This is a genomic window from Corynebacterium nasorum, from assembly GCF_022347325.1.
Taxonomy (GTDB): Bacteria; Actinomycetota; Actinomycetes; order Mycobacteriales; family Mycobacteriaceae; genus Corynebacterium; species Corynebacterium kefirresidentii.
The window spans coordinates 15,135-30,743 of the sequence record NZ_JAKRDU010000011.1 but is presented as its reverse complement, the minus strand read 5'-3'; the positions used below and the strand labels follow the sequence as shown (position 1 = coordinate 30,743).

The following is a 15,609-nucleotide window of genomic DNA, read 5'->3' as shown; positions in this document are numbered from 1 at the left end:
TTTAACAGAAAGGCGGACCAGCGTGGCTATAGCTTCGCCGACTGCGTCCAAGGGGACGCCGAAAGGGGCGTCGGCAAGAGCGCCGAAACCCCAGCGCAAAAATTACGGGCGCGTGGCCGGGCTGATTGCTCCGGCGCTCATCGTACTCGCCGTCATCATCGGCTACCCCATCATCCGCGCCATCTTCCTGTCCTTCCAAGGCAATAGGCACCTCAACCCGCAGACGGGACTTTTTGAGGAAGGCGGTTTTGCCGGACTGGAAAATTACCTGTACTGGATCAATAACCGATGCGTTTCCGGTACCGGCCAGATTTCCACCTGCCCACCGGGCGTTATTGCCACGGATTTTTGGCCCGCAGTCAAGATTACGCTCTTTTTCACCGTCGTTACCGTGCTGCTGGAGACCATCCTGGGTATGCTGATGGCGCTCATCATGAACGGTGATTACCGCGGCCGTGGCCTAGTTCGTGCGGCGGTACTTATCCCCTGGGCCATTCCAACGGCCGTCACGGCCAAGCTATGGCAGTTCATGTTTGCCCCGGATGGCGTCGTCAACTCGCTGCTTGGTGCACAGATCGCCTGGACCACGGACCCGTTCTACGCCCGCCTGGCCGTCATCATCGCGGATGTGTGGAAGACCGCCCCGTTTATGGCACTGCTTATCCTGGCGGGCCTGCAGATGATTCCTAAGGACGTCTACGACGCCGCCCGCGTGGACGGCGCCAATCGTATCCAGACGTTCTTCCGGATCACCCTCCCGCTGGTGCGCCCGGCGCTCATGGTGGCCGTACTCTTCCGCACCCTGGACGCACTGCGCATGTATGACCTGCCGGTCATCATGATTTCTAGCTCCTCCAACTCCCCTACCGCGACCATCTCGCAGCTGGTGGTGGAGGATATGCGCCAAGGCAACTTCAATTCCGCCTCCGCGCTCTCCACCCTCATTTTCCTTCTTATCTTCGTCGTCGCCTTTATCCTCATTCGCTTCCTTGGTGCGGATGTCTCCGGCAGGAAGGCAGCTAAATAATGCGTAAATTCGGACACTTCGCCGGCATCATTTTCATCATGTTCTGGGGCCTCGCTCCCTTCTACTGGATGCTGGTAACCGCGCTGCGGGATCAGCGATTCACCTTTGATACCACGCCATGGCCTACCCATGTCACGCTGGATAATTTCCGCGATGCCTTGGCTACCGATAAGGGAAATGACTTCCTTGCCGCGCTCGGTAACTCGCTTCTCATCTCACTGATTACCACCGCGGTGGCCGTGCTCATCGGTGTCTTTACCGCCTATGCGCTCTCCCGTTATGACTTTCCTGGCAAGGGAATCGTGACCGGCATTATTCTGGCCGCCTCCATGTTCCCGGCGATTGCCTTGGTCACCCCGCTCTTCCAGCTCTTTGGCAACCTGGAGTGGATTGGTACCTACCGCGCAATGATCATCCCCAATATTTCCTTTGCGCTTCCTCTCACGGTCTATACGCTGCTGAGCTTCTTCCGCCAACTTCCCTGGGAACTGGAAGAAGCAGCCCGGGTAGATGGAGCCTCGCGTTCTCAAGCTTTCCGTTTGGTGCTATTGCCACTGGCGGCGCCAGCGCTGTTTACCACCGCGATCATCGCCTTTATCACCACGTGGAATGAGTTCATGCTGGCCAAGCAGCTCTCCACCACCGATACTGAGCCGGTGACCGTGGCCATTGCACGCTTCTCCGGCCCCTCGGCCTTTGAGTACCCCTATGCCGCGACCATGGCCGCTGGCGCGCTGGTTACCATCCCACTGGTCATCATGGTGCTCATCTTCCAGCACCGCATCGTCGCTGGCCTGACCGCAGGTGGTGTCAAGGCCTAATGCGCAGGGCCATGCTGTGGGATACCGCGCTGGGCTTCCTTGGTTTCTTCAGCATCCTCGCGGTTATTCAGGCCATCATCAACATCTTTCACGACTCCCCCGCCATCTGGCCCGGTCTCGTGGCCGGAGTACTGTGCCTTCTTACCTACCTAACCTGGCGGGCCAAAAGAAAGGACCTTTCATGAGCTGGTACCACAATGCAGTCTTCTACCAGGCCCTCGTCGGCTCGTTTAAGGCCGATGGTGATAAGGAGGTAGGAACGCTGCGCGGGGTCATCGATAAGCTGGACTACCTTCAATGGCTCGGCGTGGACTGCCTGTGGCTGTCGCCGTTTTATGCCAGCCCCTTGCGCGATGATGGCTACGATATTGCGGACTACTACTCCATCCACCCAGATTATGGCACGATGGAGGATTTTGAAGAGCTCATTGCGGAGCTGCACCGCCGTGACATGCGCATCATGACGGACTTGGCGCTCAACCACACCAGCTCCGATCACCCATGGTTCCAGGCCTCCCGCACGGATCCCACAGGCCCCTATGGCGATTTCTACGTCTGGGGCGATGACCCCGAGCGCTACCCCGAAATCCGCGTCATTTTCACTGACGTGGAAACCTCCAATTGGACCTGGGATGAAAAGCGCGGCCAGTACTACTTCCACCGCTTTTACTCCCACCAGCCGGATTTGAACTACGATAACCCGGCCGTGCAGGAGGAAGTATTCAAAATCTTGTCCTTCTGGATGGATAAGGGCCTAGACGGCCTGCGCCTCGATGCTATTGCTTATCTCTTTGAGCGCGATGGTGTAGGCGGAGAATCCCTGCCGGAGACCATCGAGTTTGTGGAAAAGATTCGCTCCTTCATGGACGCGCACTACCCGGAAGCCGTGCTCATAGCGGAGGCCAACCAGCCGCCGGCCGAAACCATGCAATTCTACGGCCAGGGCGAGCGCTTCCACATGGTCTTCAACTTCCCGGTCATGCCGCGGTTGTATCAGGCTTTGGCGCTTGGCGACGCCACCCCGGTCTACTCCATCCTCGACGAACTGCCTTCCCTACCGGAAGGCTGCCAGTGGGGCACCTTCTTGCGCAACCACGATGAGCTCACCTTGGAAATGGTGGACGATACCGTGCGAGATCTGATGTACCAGGCGTACCTGCCAGAAGACAGTATGCGCGCGCACGTGGGTATTGCCCGCAGGCTTATGCCGCTGATGAACGGCGACCGCCGCAAGGTGGAGCTGATGTTCTCCCTATTGATGACCCTGCCGGGCGCACCGTTTATCTACTACGGCGATGAGATTGGCATGCTCGATGACACCTCGCTGCCGGACCGCTATGCGGTGCGCACCCCAATGCAGTGGGACGATTCCGAACACTCCGGTTTCAGCATCAACGCACCATCCCGGCTGCCGGTTGTAGGCGGAACGTCTGTGGCCGCCCAAGTTGAGGACGCCGCCTCGTTGCTCAACACCGTCCGCTCCATGATCGCCGAGCGCCATGCCCACTCTGATCTCGGTACCGCGCCGTGTGAGCCGGTTGAGACCGGCGAAGAGGCCGTCCTTGGTTACCAACGCGGCGATCTGCTGTGCCTGCACAATTTCAGCGATCGCTCCATCGATCTCGGCCCAGTGGAGCTCGGCCCTTATGGCTACGCTTGGCTACCTGCCTAACCCCTGTCCTCTCGACTCAAGCTTCCGAAAGCGCCTAGCCGAAAGAAAAGCGCCTCGCCAGTCCTTTCAGATTGGCGAGGCGCTTCCTTAATGGGGTATTAGTTCCACTCAGGGGCGTCTTCCAAGCGCAGCTCAGAGTAGCGCGCTTCTGGCACGGAGGCCGAGTACGGCTTGCCCTGGGCTTCCCACTGCTGGTCAGAGTTGCAACGAACGTCCTGACCGTCAGTATCGAGCATGGTAAAGCCCCACACCAGCTTGCCCTGCGAATTCGCTGGCAGGGTGTACGGACCAACCACCTGGTTTAGCTTCCAGTGCTGCTCACTGACGTAGTTGAAGCCGTAGGTCTTGGTCAACACCTTGGCCAGATCACCGGTACCCTCAACGGAGCCGGAGACCTCGATGGTCTGGGTGCGGGCCTTGGTGACGGTGTGCTTGACCGGCACTTCCTCGGCATTGCGATTAGCCACGCTCGTGGCGTCGGTCTGCTTGAACCAGCGGCGCTTTGCCGTGACGTAGGTGCCGTTTTCACCCGGCGTCGAGCAATGTGTGCCCGGCTTATAATCTTCGTTCCAGCGCTGGGGCAGCTCGAAGTCCCCACCGAAATCAGCGGCGTGGGCAACAGGAGCGGCCACCAGGCTCAGCGCCGCGAGGACGCTAGCGATGGACGTCTTGCTCACGATTAGCCCCAATCGTTGTTGTCACGAGTGGAAACCTCGACGTGGCGTTCCTTCGGCAGAGAAGCCGTGAAGGTGCCGCCATTAGCCTGCCACTTGTGGTCGGAGCCACACACGGTCTTCTGACCTTCGAAATCAGAAACAACCCAACCGGCGCGCAGCACGGCAGTCTTGCCCGGAGCAATGTTGTACGGACCAACCTGCTCGCCTACCTCGTAGGACTGGCTATCGGTGTAGCTGGAAGAGAAGGTGAAATTAATGAGATCCAACAGCTTGAAATCGACGCCAGCAGACACGTTCCAAGTCTTTGTCTTGGTCTCCTTGATAGAACGGGTGACAGGCAATGGCTCATCGTTGTAGTTGGACACAGTCCAGGAACCGGCGGAGCCATCAAAATAGGTGCGCTTGATCTTTACGGTCTGGCCGGTGTCACCTGGGTTGGAGCAGCGCTCGCCGATGGTGGTCGGGTTAGCTGGGCCTAGGTCGCGCTGTGGTAGGGCGTTAGCGGCCGGAGCGAAGATCAGGCCGGAGGCAACGGCGAGAGCCGCGGTGGTAGAAGCAATCTTGGACTTGAACATGGAACTTTCTCCTTGTGTAGGTGTGGTGGGGTTTAGTAGATGGTCTGGGTCGGAACCGGCAGGTCGCGGAATTCGTCCGGAGTGACGTCCTCAGTACGGGTATTGCCGGCCTTATCGGTGATCTTGGCCTCTGCCCAGAACCCACTCGGGGCGGAGGTCTGCTTGTAGTTAGAGGTGAGGTCGTAGTTTCCGCTCTTGCCGCAGTGAATCTCGCGGTAGTTGATGCGGGTCATGGTGGTGCCATACTCCACGCGCACGCGCTCGCCTGGCTTGAGGTCAACGTGCTTGAGCTCGGTGCCGACCGGCATGTAGGCGCGCTTTACGGCACCGACGGACTCCAGCCAGCCCTTCGGAATATCGCCGCGGTTGCCCTGCCAGTTGGTGTACGGGGCGTGCTCGGCGCCAACGACGAAGTCAGTCACTGGGGCGAATTCATAATCGCCCTTGGACCAGTTGAGGAAGTCGGTGGAGTAGCCGGCCTTGCGGTAGGTCGGCTTTACAGCGGTGATGTCCAGCGGGTACCAGGAGGTATCGCCAGCTTCACACTTATCGCCTTCCTTTGGCCAGGATGGATCGCGCTGCAGTTCCGCGGCCGGCTGCATGATCTCATCCTTTTTAGGATCGGCAATCTTTTCTAGGCTCGGGCCGGATACGGAGGTGTAGTTACCCTCGATCGGCTTGGAGTTTGCCCCCGGAGAGCGGGAAGGAATTTCCATGGCCAGATCGGACACGGAGCCATCTGCCTTAATGATGTAGGCAAAGGCGTAACGCTCGGCCGGGCCCTTACCGCGGATGACGTTGGCACCCGGGATGTTTTCCAAGCGGTCATCATTGCAGCCCACGAACATGGAGATGAAGTCCTTTTCGATGACCCCGTACTCGACGCGGAAGGACTCACCCGGCTTCAGCTTCACTGGGCCAAAAGTTTCTTTATCGCGCCAACCATTGGTCATCTTCAGACCAATATCGGACTTGGCGGTGGTGTCCCAACCAGAAGGCAGCTTGGCCTTAGAATTGGCATCAATCTCGTGATTGGTACCGGTTTCTACCTCGGCGGTGTAGGGCACTTCTTGATTGGTGGTGTTTTTGAACTGCAGGGTGCCATCGCTCATGTAGCGGCGGCCGGTTTCTGCAAAGCGCCATTCGCGCTCGACATTGTCGCCAGCGGCACTGCAGCTCTTATAGAGGTTGGAAATGGGATATGCCTGCGGCATCGGGGGAATATCTCCCGCGTGCGCCACTGGCGTGAAGAGAGCCGCTACGGCGAGCGGTGCGAGCAAGCGCAGTCCCTTTTTAATCACCAGAAGACCATCCTTAATAGATCGTTAAAAAACAGGGGAAACATTCATGAAGACTCAGATAATAATAAGGGATTACAAGACTCACATCAATAGTTGAATGAAAACTTTTCTAATCTTTTTACCTCCCTTGAGGTGCAACAATTAGCGCTCACCTGCCCAGCGCCCTAAAATGTTTACACTGGTCACCACCCCCACAATAGGGTAAGCGAGCGGGGTGCCATTCAAGGAATTCCCAGGTTTAAGGCTTAGTCCACGGTGCGGTGGCAAGTACCACATAAACGATTTTCACTCCTCGCTCTTGCTGCCTTTCATTCCGCATTGACCGGGGTGCGCTAGTAGTGTGGGGGCCTATGACTGACCTGAAAACCACCGCCGGCAAGATCGAGGACCTGGACGCCAAGCTTGCCGAGTCCCGCGCACCGCTGGGAGAAGGCGAGCCGGCCGCCCGCACCCGCGTGACGCAGCTGCTCGATGAGGGCTCCTTTGTGGAAACGGACGCACTGGCCCGCCACCGTTCCACCGACTTCGGCCGCGAGCATGACCGCCCCTATACAGATGGCGTGGTTACCGGCTACGGCACCATCGATGGCCGCCGAGTATGCGTCTTTAGCCAGGACGGAGAAATCTTCGATGGAACGATGGGTGAGGTTTATGCCGAAAAGCTCACCAAGATTTATGACCTCGCCATCAAGACCGGTGTTCCCGTTATCGGCATTTATGAATCCACCGGCCCGCGTGTACAAGAAGGCATCGTCACCATGGCTGGATACGCCCGCCTCATGGCGCGTGTCTCCCAAGCCTCGGGCCTCATTCCGCAGATCTCCGTTATCGCGGGCAATACCAGCGGCATTGCGGCGTTCGCGCCGACGTTTGCTGATGTCCTCATAGTCACCCAAGGCACCGCCCTCCACCAGGCTGCCAGCCACGTGGCCGGCGCGGAGCCAGAGACCTTTGGCGGCGCCGCAGCCCACGCAGAGTCCGGCACCGCTCACCTGGTGGCCAGCGACGACAAGCAGGCTTTGTCCCTCGTGCGCGACGTTTTGGCTTACTTCCCCGCCAATAACCGCGCAGAGGCGCCGCGTGTGGATGCCGGTAGCGTCGCGGACTTTGATCTCAATAGCGTCATCCCGGATACCGCCGCGCAGGCCTATGACATAAACGATGTCATTGAGGCTGTAGTCGACGAGGGGTCATTCTTCGAACTCTCTGCAGAAGCGGCCCAAAATATCGTCACTGGCTTTGCCTACATCGATGGCCGCACCGTCGGCATCGTTGCCAACCAGCCGCTAGCATTGGCCGGTGCACTGGATTCCGCCGCCGCAGAAAAAGCCGCGCGCTTCGTGCGCACGTGCGATGCCTTCAATACTCCCATCGTGGAATTCGTGGACTCCCCAGGCTTTGTGCCTACCCCGGAAGAGGAAAAGGCAGGCCTGCTTCGCAGGGCGTCGAAGTTTGCCTATGCGCAGGCCGAAGCGAGCGTCGGCAAGCTCACTGTAATTACCCGCAAGGCTATTGGCCCGGCCTACGTATTTATGGGTGCAAAAGACCTGGGGGCGGACCTGGTCTACGCGTGGCCCACCGCAGAAATTGCCGTCACCCAAGCCTCCCAGGCTTCCCTGGCCATCTATGGCTCTGAGGAAAAGGAAGAAGAGATGGACGAGCTCTTCTTGCACCCGTATGCCGCTGCGGAGCGCGGGCTGGCCGATAATGTCATCGAGCCTTCCGCCACCCGCCACTACCTGGTGGAAGGCCTGCGTCTGCTAGAGCGCAAGGCCGTGGCGCAGGTACCCAAGAAGCACGGAACTGTTTAGGAGGCGAGATGTCTACGCCTGAAATCAAGGTAGTAAAGGGCAATCCCACTGAAGACGAGCTCGCGGCCCTGCGCACGGTGTTGGCGCAGATGAGTGCAAAGCACTCGGGTGCTACCGGCGAGCGCAATGAATGGGGCAACCCGGCTGAGCGCTTCGAGCGCTTTGGGTCGCAGCGCATTTATAATCCCTCCGCTTTCCATACGGTGCGGTACTTCTAATGCGGCTCATCCTCGCCTCCCAATCGCCCTCGCGTGCGTCCATCTTGCGCGGCGCGGGCGTAGAACCTGTCTTGGAACCGGCCGACATTGATGAACGCTCCCTTGAAGCCTCGCTCGCCGGCCGCCCACCGGCCGATATCGTGGCGGCCCTAGCGACAGCCAAGGCCGAAAAGGTGGCCGAGCGCTACCCCACCGAGCCCGTCATCGGCGGCGATTCTATGCTGTTGCTCGGCGGCGAGTTACAAGGCAAACCGCACACCGAGGAAGCCACCATCGAACGCTGGCACCAGCAAGCCGGCCGCACGGCCGAGCTGCTTACCGGCCACTGCCTCCTCTTTGGCGATAGGCGCCATGTGGAAACATCTACCACCACGGTTCACTTTGCCCACGCCAGCGAAGCCGATATCGCAGCGTATGCCCGATCCGGTGAGCCACTCCAGTGCGCCGGTGCTTTTACTTTGGAGGCAATGGGCGGCTGGTTCATTGACCGCATCGAAGGCGATCCTTCCTCCGTTATTGGGCTTTCCCTGCCGGTGGTGCGCCGCGCGCTGTATTCATTTGACCTTAACGTCTCCGATTTCTGGTAGCTGCGCGCCGGCGTCGCTACAGTGGGGTGGCATGGAAATGAAAGACATGCTTGCCCCGAAACCCATTGAGCTGCCAGCCGATCCCGGTGCGGACTCCACCTCGGATCTCGCCGCCGGCATCGTTGCCCATCCGGATTCTCCGCTGCTGTGGGCCTTGCTTGCTGAGCAAGAGCTTAAGCAGCAGGAGGGCGCTGAGCCAGCCGCTTTCATCACCGCCTACGCCTACGCGCGCACGGGCTACCACCGTAGCCTGGACCGCCTGCGCGGGAATGGGTGGAAGGGCTGGGGCCCGGTCCCCTTCTCCCACGAACCGAACCAGGGCGTGCTGCGCGCCATCGCCGCCCTCGGCCATGCCGCTAAGGCCATCGGCGAGGACGATGAGTACGACCGCATTCGCCAAATGCTTTCCGACGCCGACCCAGACAGCGTCGCCACCCTCCTCGACTAGACTTGGAGAGCCGCCATGCCTGCCGTGCCTCCTCGCCGCTTACGGCGATTCTCTGCCGCCCTACTACTTGCCACCTCCCTGCCACTAGCGCTTAGCGCCTGCAGTTCCCAAGAAGATTCTTCTTCCTCCGAACAGCCAGTCTTTTCCAGCCAAGCACCGGCCGAGACTGAAGCATCCGCAGGAGACGAGGCCGCTGCTACTAAGGCGTCATCCCCGTCAGACTCAACCGACAAAGGTGAAAAGGCCACCACGCAGCAACAGGAAAAAGGCAAAGACCGCACATGCACAGAACTGCCCAACGACCCGCGCACGGTCTATGCCTCTGGCACCGCACCTGGGCGCATGCCCGCTGACGATGGCAGCGATTTCAACTACTGGATCGCCGATATCGACAACTCCTACGACCCCTGCGCCACGATCAGCTGGATCATTTTCCGCGGCTCAATGGGCGATGTGGAGGGCCCAACAGGCACCGGTGCCTCGATTGCTGATGGGCTAGCCCTCTATGTCAACGGCGCCCCGGCCAAGGACATGTCCGTCTTCGACAGGGTAGAAAGCGTCACCCCAGTCTCCGACGACCAAGTCGACTTCATCTGGGGAGAGCGCAGCCGCTCTACCGCGGAGGGCATTACCGCGCACCACACCGTGCGCTTGCAGGCACAAGGCGACACCATTGCACCAATTTCTGGTGAAGTCGAGGAATTCAACAAGATGTGGGTTGATCTTCCCAGTTACCAGCTCGGAACCTACGATTAGCCTTTAGCCAGCCCACATAAGGCCTAGGGCTGTACGACACACGCCCCAGCTCAATCTGCTGGGGCGTGTGTCATTTCTTGCTGTGCTACTCGCCTTGTTCAGCGAGTCACTCATCGCAAAAGATTAGTCCATTTTGTCGAGAATATCACCAGTGTTTTGGGCAATCCGCACGTTTGCCACCATGGCCTCCAGGAACAGCCTGATAGCCACCATAAAGGCGTAGTAGATAATGGTGCACAGGACTGCTAGGAAGATGAACGCGAAGATGCTTCCGAAGATGGCGGAGGCGGAATCCTCCTGGATGCCATAAATGCCCATGCCGGTAGCGAATAAGAAGGCCCCGAGAAGGTGCAGAATCCACATGATCCCGCCAAGAATCAAGGCGACCTTATAGATTTCCTTCACGTGGGTGATGGTCAAGAAGTGCTTGAACTCGAATTCAAAAAGTCCACCCAAGAGCCCATCCTTTTTGCCCAAGCTCTTGAGAGCACCGCTCATGCGACTGTTCTTATTACCCAGATCTTGGCCAGAATCGGCAGGAGCAGCGCTAACCGAAGGGAACTCTCCGAATCCTTGGCCCGTGCTCTGCTGTTGAGCGTAACCGCCAAAAGCCGGTTGCTCGTTCGTGGACTGGACGGAACCGAATTGGTTGCCGTTCGCAGCAGCGTCCGTTGATGCCGAATCCGTGAATGGGTTCTGCGCACGGGAGGCAGCGCCCTGACCTGCGGCGGAGGACTGCATGGCCCAGAAATCGGAGTTGCCGGTACTTGGAGATGCCGCAGAAGCAGTCGAACTGTCCTCCTCGGCTGGCTTCTGAGAGGAAAGATCCCGCGAGTTTCCAGAATCACCAAACTTATCAGTGTGACCAAATGACTTCGTTTCATTTACATCGAAAGAGCCAAACTCCTTGGTCTCATTCACCTCGGCAGCGCTGGCTCCCTCAGCGTTTTTCGCAGCATCCCCAGCGCGGTGGTGCGGAGTTTCGGAAAAATCGCGCGGGGAAAAATCCTTCGGGAAACCGTCGGAATTGAAGTCATTATCAGCCATTATGCGGTCCTCAAAATGTTTTAGGGATGGTAGGAAAATGCCCCACGGTCTCCCGTGGGGCTACTTGGCAGGATACAGCGTGCGCTAGGCGTTCGCGTCCTGCACGCGACGAATCGCCTCGGCGGCAACCTTTTCTTGGATTCCCATGTCCAGCTCGGAAGTGAAGCCAACGCAGGAGCAGTTGATCTCGCCGAGGACGTAGTTGTCGGTGCCATCGGGGGCGTCGTCAAGCATGAAGTCCGCGGTCCAAATCAGCGGAACATCCTTGGTATCGCCGAGCTTCTCTGCGATAACGGGGCGCGCCTTATCAAACATCTCCAGCAGTTCCGGCCACGATTCCGGCTTATCGTAGGTGTACTTGGCACCGGAGAAGAGCGTAGCGGAGAAGTTATCGCCACCCTCCGCCGGCTTCTTGTGCACGATAAATACCGGCTCATTGCCCACGAGCAGGATGCGGATTTCGCCCTCTACAATGCGCGGCATAAAGCGCATATCCACCAGCATGCCGTTATCGCCCACAATGTACTGGTCACAGAAGTCCATGAAAGCGCCCAGCTTGTAGTCATGGGTCTGGTTATCCACTGCCTCAGTGCACTTCAAAGCGGTATCGAGCGGAAGTGCGGTCCCCGGTTCAACGGACTGGGCAAGATCCTGGTCCGCGAGGCGCACGCGCCAGATGCCTTCACCCGTGGAACCGCGGTTTTGCTTGAGCACGCGCTCGCCATAGGACAAGGAGGTGGGGAAGGTATTATGCAGCTCTTCCACCTCGTAGTACGCCGCAGTATCGTCCGGCACTAGCGGGGTGTCATTGAGCTTGACCAGTGCGTCCTTGGCGCCATAGGCCATCATGTCCGCCGGAGTGGACATACCTACCAGGCCGGCATCTGCCAGCTTGCTCAGCAATTCGAAGTAGCCCTTCTCACCTCCGGGGATATTGCCGGGGTTGACGCGGGAGATATAGGCATCAAAGTTTTCAGAAACCTGAGTGTAGATCTCTTCAGACTTGTCCGGATGGAAGTAGATTACCTCTGCCTCCCAGCCTTGTTCCTTGATCGCATTGACGATTGGCATGGTGTCCTTGCGGTGGCCATCTGCGCCTTTATCCGAGCCGCCTTCTACCTCAAATACAACAATTGCCTTGTGCACTTGCAGTTCCCTTCATAGGTGGTGTTCATAGCACGTTGTCGCACCATATCCCGAGTTTATCCCAGCTCTTCTTCCTCCGCGCGCCCAACTGCCCCCTCCCTTTAACCCCGCCGGCCGGCGGCCCCAATCACCGGTTAAAACCTGTATCTCAGGCCACAGGATTAATGCCCGAGTGATCATCACGGGAAAAATCGGGTTAAAGTGGTGGGAGCGAATTATTAACCCTTATAGGAAAGGCAGGCGGACAGTGGCTGACGTTGATCCCTATCCCCCATTCCAGGAATACGCACATCCCGAACGCCTCGTGTCTGCACCGTGGCTGTCCGCACGCCTAGGCATCAAAGGCCTGCGCGTTATTGAGGTGGATGAAGACTCGCTCCTCTATGACATTGGCCATATCCCCACTGCCACCCGCATTAACTTCCGCACGGAACTACTTAGCCCACTTACCCGTGATTTCATCGACGGAGAAGAATTCACTTCCCTAATGCGAGAGAAGGGCATTAACGCCGACGATACGATTGTTCTTTACGGCGACAAGTCCAATTGGTGGGCTGCCTACGCCCTGTGGGTATTTACCCTCTTCGGGCACAAGGACGTTCGCCTGCTCGATGGCGGCCGCAATGCGTGGATGGCCGAGGAACGCGATACCTCTTTCATGGTTCCAGACTTCCCAGCATCCGAATATCCCGAAGTAAGCCGCGATGACTCTATGCTGCGCGCCTTCGTAGATCAGGTGCGCGAGACCGAAGGCACGCTCGTAGACACCCGCAGCCCAGAAGAGTTTGCGGGCGAGGCCACCGAACACGATCCCAATGGCGATTCCGCCTACGGCACCACCATGCGCCACGGCCATATCCCTAGCGCGATCAACCTCGAGTGGGATCGTTCCACCTACCCCAACTCCTGCTTCCGCTCGGCCGAAGAGCTTCAGGTCAATTACGGAATGTTGGAGCCTGAATCTGCCACAATCCTCTATTCCCACGTGGGCGCCCAAGCCGCGCATACGTGGTTTGTGCTCACGCATCTTTTGGGATTCACAAAGGCGCAGGTCTACGATGGTTCGTGGTCTGAGTGGGGCAATATGGTGAAAATGCCGATTGAGCGTTAGTTTTTCGGTTTAGCCGTATAAGCCCATGTCCACACTGGATGTGGGTTTATTTTTGTTCAAAAATGTCCCCCTTGCGTGCGTGAAAATTAACTCATGCTTTTGTGTGCAAGAATAGATTGCGTATTCAACCTAATGTGTTCAGGAGGTTGCTGCCGTGGCAGTAGAAACCAAAAAGATCTCAAAGGTTCTCGTAGCGAACCGCGGTGAGATCGCCGTTCGCGTGATCCGCGCGGCCCGCGACGCTGGCATTGCTTCCGTCGCCGTCTACGCCGAGCCAGACGCCCAGGCACCCTTTGCCTCGCTTGCCGACGAAGCCTTTGCACTCGGGGGCACCACTTCTGCCGAGTCCTACCTCGTCTTTGACAAGATTCTGGAGGCCGCAGAAAAATCCGGCGCGGATGCCATCCACCCGGGCTACGGTTTCCTATCCGAAAACGCCGACTTTGCTCAGGCCGTCGTTGATGCCGGATTGACCTGGATTGGCCCCTCTCCTGAGTCCATCCGCAACTTGGGCGATAAGGTCACCGCGCGGCACATCGCCGAGCGCGCCGAAGCCCCTATGGCCCCGGGTACTAAGGATCCGGTGGCTGGCGCCGATGAGGTGCAGTCCTTCGCCATGGAATACGGCCTTCCCGTTGCCATCAAGGCTGCCTTTGGCGGCGGCGGCCGCGGCATGAAGGTGGCCTACTCCGCAGAGGAAATCCCCGAGCTCTTTGAATCCGCTACCCGTGAGGCAACCTCCGCCTTCGGCCGCGGCGAGTGCTTCGTAGAGCGCTACCTGGATCGGGCCCGCCACGTCGAGGCCCAGGTGCTGGCAGATAAGCACGGAAACGTAGTGGTCGTCGGCACGCGCGATTGCTCCCTGCAGCGCCGCTTCCAAAAGCTAGTCGAGGAAGCCCCCGCGCCTTTCCTTACCGATGAGCAACGCACCTCCATCCACGAGTCTGCCAAGCGCATCTGCCGCGAGGCCGGCTACTACGGCGCCGGCACCGTTGAGTACCTGGTGGGCGCCGATGGCCTCATTTCCTTCCTGGAGGTCAATACTCGCCTGCAGGTGGAGCACCCCGTATCCGAGGAAACTACCGGCCTCGATCTCGTGCGCGAGCAGTTCCGTATCGCTGAGGGCCACGAGCTCTCCCTGCAGGAAGACCCCACCCCGCGCGGCCATGCCTTCGAGTTCCGCATCAACGGTGAGGATGCCGCCGCAAACTTCATGCCAGCCCCCGGCACCATCGTGAAGTACTCCGAACCAGCTGGTCCGGGCGTGCGCGTAGATTCCGGCGTCGTCCAGGGGTCCGTCATTGGTGGACAGTTCGATTCCATGCTGGCCAAGCTCATCGTCTGGGGGCCAGACCGCGAGACCGCACTGCGTCGCTCCGCCCGCGCCCTATCCGAGTACACGGTTGAGGGCCTGCCCACCGTTATCCCGTTTGACCAGGCTATCGTTGCTGACCCAGCTTTCACTGCAGTAGATGGCAACTTCGGCGTCTACACCAAGTGGATCGAAGAGGAATGGGATAACCAGCTTCCCGCCCACGATGATTCCACTGATGCCGAAGCCGCCGAGGCAGAACCTTCCCAGGTACACACCGTGGAGATCGACGGCCGACGTATCGAGGTAGCCCTCCCCGCGTCCTTCAGTGCCAACGGCACCCCACGTAAAAAGAAAAAGCGCAAGGGTTCCGGCGCCAAGGCCGCCGTTTCCGGCGATGCGGTTACCTCCCCAATGCAGGGCACGGTCATCAAGGTCAATGTGGAAGAGGGCCAGGAGGTCGCCGAAGGTGAGGTCCTCCTCGTTCTCGAGGCCATGAAGATGGAAAATCCCGTCAAGGCGCATAAGGCCGGCACCGTTACCGGTCTGGCAGTAGAAGCAGGCGCTTCTACCACCAAGGGCAGCGTGCTGCTGGAAATCAAGTAGCCTACCCCGCTAGCCTTGGAAGAATGACTGCTTCTTCCCTCGGCGTACGCTTGGCCAAGGAAGAGGATCGTGATTATCTCGCGGTCCTCTTCCCTTCTTATATCTCTGAGTGGTCCCCCATCGTGGACGGCGGTGTCCTCGCCTTGCCCATGTCCGCGAACGAGGATCCCACCATTGCTCCCCGCGGCGCCGCGCTTTTGCGCTACTACCCCGCCGCTGACAAAGGCCCAGCTTTCTTGGGCGATCCCTTAGCCCACCCGCTTGACGACGCCGCCTGGCTCACCCCCTTCGATCCCGAGGAAATCCCCGAGCTCGTCGTCGCCACCGACGATCCAGCCGCCCGCACCCTGCTCATTAGCAACGCCATCGACCTCGCGGCCGAGCAGACCGCTCCTGGTATCTCGTCGGCCACGCCCCTACCTGGTTTCGAGGAGCTTGCCCCAGGTAAATTCTTCCGCCGCTTTTAGCCCCCAGGGTCCAGCCGCCTGTCTGCT

At 59.0% G+C, this 15,609-nt stretch carries 16 protein-coding genes; 11 read left to right on the top strand and 5 right to left on the bottom strand.

The window, feature by feature from the left end; all coding sequences use genetic code 11:
* Positions 1–22: 22 nt before the first annotated feature.
* The 3 genes from MHK05_RS09090 (at position 23) to MHK05_RS09080 (ending at position 3,520) form a co-directional block, all read left to right on the top strand.
* Positions 23–1,027, top strand: a complete 1,005-nt coding sequence (locus tag MHK05_RS09090) for a carbohydrate ABC transporter permease (protein ID WP_375545479.1) — start codon at positions 23–25, stop codon at positions 1,025–1,027.
* Complete coding sequence (locus tag MHK05_RS09085) at positions 1,027–1,848, top strand: carbohydrate ABC transporter permease (protein ID WP_023020705.1); 822 nt, start codon at positions 1,027–1,029, stop codon at positions 1,846–1,848. The genes MHK05_RS09090 and MHK05_RS09085 overlap by 1 nt, the downstream gene beginning before the upstream one ends.
* Before the next feature lie 181 nt (positions 1,849–2,029).
* Positions 2,030–3,520 carry an alpha-amylase family protein gene (locus MHK05_RS09080; protein WP_049383653.1) on the top strand — a complete coding sequence of 497 codons (1,491 nt, stop codon included), beginning with the start codon at positions 2,030–2,032 and terminating at the stop codon, positions 3,518–3,520.
* 98 nt (positions 3,521–3,618) lie between these two features.
* On the opposite strand, the gene MHK05_RS09075 is transcribed toward MHK05_RS09080, so the two are convergent.
* The 3 genes from MHK05_RS09075 to MHK05_RS09065 are packed head-to-tail and all read right to left on the bottom strand — an operon-like array spanning position 3,619 to position 6,073.
* Entirely contained in the window at positions 3,619–4,197 is a 579-nt protein-coding gene (locus tag MHK05_RS09075; RefSeq protein ID WP_049383652.1) for a hypothetical protein, read from the bottom strand.
* Positions 4,198–4,199: 2 nt separating this feature from the next.
* On the bottom strand, positions 4,200–4,772 hold the full coding sequence (locus MHK05_RS09070; protein ID WP_049383651.1) for a hypothetical protein: 573 nt from the start codon (positions 4,770–4,772) through the stop codon (positions 4,200–4,202).
* Between the two features lie 32 nt (positions 4,773–4,804).
* Positions 4,805–6,073, bottom strand: a complete 1,269-nt coding sequence (locus MHK05_RS09065; RefSeq protein ID WP_239206243.1) for a hypothetical protein — start codon at positions 6,071–6,073, stop codon at positions 4,805–4,807.
* A 350-nt stretch (positions 6,074–6,423) separates the two neighbouring features.
* On the opposite strand from MHK05_RS09065, the gene MHK05_RS09060 reads away from it, so the two are divergent.
* The 5 genes from MHK05_RS09060 to MHK05_RS09040 are packed head-to-tail and all read left to right on the top strand — an operon-like array spanning position 6,424 to position 9,893.
* The gene (locus tag MHK05_RS09060; protein WP_239206241.1) at positions 6,424–7,884 is read left to right on the top strand and encodes an acyl-CoA carboxylase subunit beta; all 1,461 of its coding nucleotides are present in this window, start codon (positions 6,424–6,426) and stop codon (positions 7,882–7,884) included.
* Between the two features lie 8 nt (positions 7,885–7,892).
* Entirely contained in the window at positions 7,893–8,102 is a 210-nt protein-coding gene (locus tag MHK05_RS09055) for an acyl-CoA carboxylase subunit epsilon (RefSeq protein WP_023020698.1), read from the top strand.
* Entirely contained in the window at positions 8,102–8,689 is a 588-nt protein-coding gene (locus tag MHK05_RS09050; protein WP_023020697.1) for a Maf family protein, read from the top strand. The genes MHK05_RS09055 and MHK05_RS09050 overlap by 1 nt, the downstream gene beginning before the upstream one ends.
* Positions 8,690–8,720: 31 nt before the next feature.
* Positions 8,721–9,137 carry a DUF3151 domain-containing protein gene (locus MHK05_RS09045; protein ID WP_034655777.1) on the top strand — a complete coding sequence of 139 codons (417 nt, stop codon included), beginning with the start codon at positions 8,721–8,723 and terminating at the stop codon, positions 9,135–9,137.
* Positions 9,138–9,152: 15 nt separating this feature from the next.
* Positions 9,153–9,893, top strand: coding sequence for a hypothetical protein (locus tag MHK05_RS09040; RefSeq protein ID WP_239206239.1), 741 nt, complete (start codon positions 9,153–9,155; stop codon positions 9,891–9,893).
* A 123-nt stretch (positions 9,894–10,016) separates the two neighbouring features.
* Here MHK05_RS09040 and MHK05_RS09035 read toward each other — a convergent pair whose 3' ends face one another.
* Both MHK05_RS09035 and MHK05_RS09030 read right to left on the bottom strand, forming a co-directional pair.
* Complete coding sequence (locus tag MHK05_RS09035; RefSeq protein ID WP_239206237.1) at positions 10,017–10,940, bottom strand: DUF4282 domain-containing protein; 924 nt, start codon at positions 10,938–10,940, stop codon at positions 10,017–10,019.
* 84 nt (positions 10,941–11,024) lie between these two features.
* Complete coding sequence (locus tag MHK05_RS09030; protein WP_200288168.1) at positions 11,025–12,086, bottom strand: Cj0069 family protein; 1,062 nt, start codon at positions 12,084–12,086, stop codon at positions 11,025–11,027.
* A gap of 247 nt (positions 12,087–12,333) precedes the next feature.
* On the opposite strand from MHK05_RS09030, the gene MHK05_RS09025 reads away from it, so the two are divergent.
* The 3 genes from MHK05_RS09025 to MHK05_RS09015 all read left to right on the top strand — a co-directional run bounded on the left by MHK05_RS09025 (position 12,334) and on the right by MHK05_RS09015 (position 15,582).
* Positions 12,334–13,197 (top strand): sulfurtransferase, encoded by an 864-nt coding sequence (locus tag MHK05_RS09025; protein ID WP_023020692.1) that lies wholly within the window; start codon positions 12,334–12,336, stop codon positions 13,195–13,197.
* Positions 13,198–13,351: 154 nt separating this feature from the next.
* Positions 13,352–15,115 carry an acetyl/propionyl/methylcrotonyl-CoA carboxylase subunit alpha gene (locus tag MHK05_RS09020; RefSeq protein WP_239206235.1) on the top strand — a complete coding sequence of 588 codons (1,764 nt, stop codon included), beginning with the start codon at positions 13,352–13,354 and terminating at the stop codon, positions 15,113–15,115.
* A gap of 23 nt (positions 15,116–15,138) precedes the next feature.
* Positions 15,139–15,582: a hypothetical protein gene (locus MHK05_RS09015; protein WP_239206233.1), complete on the top strand. Its 444-nt coding sequence runs from the start codon at positions 15,139–15,141 to the stop codon at positions 15,580–15,582.
* The last annotated feature ends 27 nt before the right edge of the window (positions 15,583–15,609 follow it).

Coding starts and splice junctions, on each gene's coding strand:
- MHK05_RS09045 (WP_034655777.1), top strand. CDS start 8,721: ATGGAAATGAAAGACATGCTTGCCCCGAAACCCATTGAGCTGCCAGCC.
- MHK05_RS09015 (WP_239206233.1), top strand. CDS start 15,139: ATGACTGCTTCTTCCCTCGGCGTACGCTTGGCCAAGGAAGAGGATCGT.
- MHK05_RS09060 (WP_239206241.1), top strand. CDS start 6,424: ATGACTGACCTGAAAACCACCGCCGGCAAGATCGAGGACCTGGACGCC.
- MHK05_RS09080 (WP_049383653.1), top strand. CDS start 2,030: ATGAGCTGGTACCACAATGCAGTCTTCTACCAGGCCCTCGTCGGCTCG.
- MHK05_RS09035 (WP_239206237.1), bottom strand. CDS start 10,940: ATGGCTGATAATGACTTCAATTCCGACGGTTTCCCGAAGGATTTTTCC.
- MHK05_RS09055 (WP_023020698.1), top strand. CDS start 7,893: ATGTCTACGCCTGAAATCAAGGTAGTAAAGGGCAATCCCACTGAAGAC.
- MHK05_RS09070 (WP_049383651.1), bottom strand. CDS start 4,772: ATGTTCAAGTCCAAGATTGCTTCTACCACCGCGGCTCTCGCCGTTGCC.
- MHK05_RS09050 (WP_023020697.1), top strand. CDS start 8,102: ATGCGGCTCATCCTCGCCTCCCAATCGCCCTCGCGTGCGTCCATCTTG.
- MHK05_RS09040 (WP_239206239.1), top strand. CDS start 9,153: ATGCCTGCCGTGCCTCCTCGCCGCTTACGGCGATTCTCTGCCGCCCTA.
- MHK05_RS09085 (WP_023020705.1), top strand. CDS start 1,027: ATGCGTAAATTCGGACACTTCGCCGGCATCATTTTCATCATGTTCTGG.